Below are 1,659 nucleotides of genomic sequence, written 5' to 3' on the forward strand. Positions count from 1 at the left end.
CCGTCAGGAGCGCGGCACGGTCGGTGTCGCCCGACGCCGCCGCCTGCGCGGCACCGGCGTCCAGGACCCGCGCGCCCACCTCGAACTCGTTACCCAGGACGTCGGCGCCCTGGCCGGCGTCCATCTTCTTGACGATGCCGCTGTTCCACGTGGCGAACGGGTCGGACCACGCCTCGACGCGGAACGACCACATCCCGGGGGCGTCGGTGGTCAGGAGCGCGTGGACGGTGTCCGCCTCCTTCCCGGGGACCATCGTCGTGCGGGAGGAGGCGCCACCGGGTCGGCGGACCACCAGGCTCGCCGACAGCGCGTCGTGGCCCTCCCGCCACACGGTCGCCGAGATCGGCAGCACCTCACCCACGACCGACTTGGCGGGGAACCTCCCGCAGGAGACCAGGGGGCGGACCTCGTCGATGGCCAGACGGTCGTTCACGTCGGTGCTCCTCTCGGCTGCGGGCTCCGGGGTGTGGACGCCTCTACGACACGACGCTATCGAAGCGGGCGCCGATCCGGCAGGGGCGTGGCGTGGGTGTTCACGCGCTCGTGCCGTGTTCCTCGGCACCCGGCCACCGGGGAGGGGGTTAGATGGGGGTCGTGAGAACGCCTATCGAGACCGACCCCGACCTCGTCCTGGATCTGACCGACGTCTCGCTCCGGAGGGACGGGCGGACGCTCGTGGGACCCGTCACCTGGCAGGTGGAGCTGGACGAGAGATGGGTCGTCCTGGGGCCCAACGGTGCGGGCAAGACCTCGCTGCTGCGCATCGCCTCGGCGCTCGAGTACCCGAGCACCGGCTCGGCGGTGATCCTCGGTGAGCAACTGGGTCGCACCGAGGTCACCGAACTCCGGAGCCGGGTGGGGTTGTCGTCCGCCGCGGTGGCCGGCCGGATCCCGGGCGACGAGGTGGTCGAGGACCTGGTGGTCTCCGCCGGGTACGCCGTGTTGGGGAGGTGGCGGGAGGCCTACGACCGGGCCGACTTCGACCGCGCGGCGGACACCCTGGAGATGATCGGGGGCGAGCACCTGGCCGACCGCACCTGGGGGACCCTGTCGGAGGGCGAACGCAAGAGGGTGCTGATCGCCCGCGCGATGATGACCGATCCGGAACTTCTCCTGCTGGACGAACCCGGAGCGGGCCTCGATCTGGGTGGCCGGGAGGATCTGGTCGCCCGTCTGGCGGACATGGCTCTCGACCCCGACGCCCCGGCCACGGTGCTGGTGACCCACCACGTGGAGGAGATCCCCCCGGGTTTCACCCACGCGATGCTGCTCTCGGAGGGCGGGGTGACGGCCACCGGGTTGATCGACGACGTGATCACCTCCGAGAACCTCAGCCGCGCCTTCGCACAGTCGATCGTCGTCGACGCCATCGACGGACGGTTCTTCGCCCGTCGGGCGCGTCGGTCCGGCCGGCACCGGCGTCCATGAGCCGCGTCTGCGACCCCGTGACGACCTCACCCGCGGACGTCCCGGTCCGCGAGGCCGCCACGGTGGCCCTGGTGCGTGACGCCCGAGTGGGCGGGGGAGTCGAGGTGTTCCTGCAGCACCGCGTGGCCACCATGCAGTTCGCGGCCGGTATGTCCGTCTTCCCCGGAGGCGGCGTGGAACCGCGTGACTACCGGGGCTCGAGGCCCTGGCGGGGCCCGGATCCGGGCTGGT

At 72.0% G+C, this 1,659-nt stretch carries 2 protein-coding genes and 1 pseudogene; 2 read left to right on the forward strand and 1 reads right to left on the reverse strand.

The genetic code is table 11. The features are described from left to right. Positions 1–433: maltotransferase domain-containing protein (locus G6019_RS16280; protein WP_182628049.1), on the reverse strand; the 433-nt coding region annotated here is incomplete at its 3' end. Positions 434–585: 152 nt separating this feature from the next. Between G6019_RS16280 and G6019_RS16285 the strand changes: the two genes are divergently transcribed. Both G6019_RS16285 and G6019_RS16290 read left to right on the forward strand, forming a co-directional pair. Continuing rightward, the gene (locus G6019_RS16285; protein WP_107756709.1) at positions 586–1,428 is read left to right on the forward strand and encodes an ABC transporter ATP-binding protein; all 843 of its coding nucleotides are present in this window, start codon (positions 586–588) and stop codon (positions 1,426–1,428) included. Next, positions 1,425–1,659 (forward strand): annotated as a pseudogene (locus G6019_RS16290) (NUDIX hydrolase); the annotation flags it as partial. The gene G6019_RS16285 and the pseudogene G6019_RS16290, both read left to right, overlap by 4 nt.

Origin of the sequence: Dietzia sp. DQ12-76 (genome assembly GCF_014145045.1) — a bacterium.
Classification (GTDB): Bacteria; Actinomycetota; Actinomycetes; order Mycobacteriales; family Mycobacteriaceae; genus Dietzia.

Bases quoted from the DNA above. Each gene is read 5' to 3' on its own strand.
- G6019_RS16285 (WP_107756709.1), top strand. From the start codon at position 586: ATGGGGGTCGTGAGAACGCCTATCGAGACCGACCCCGACCTCGTCCTG.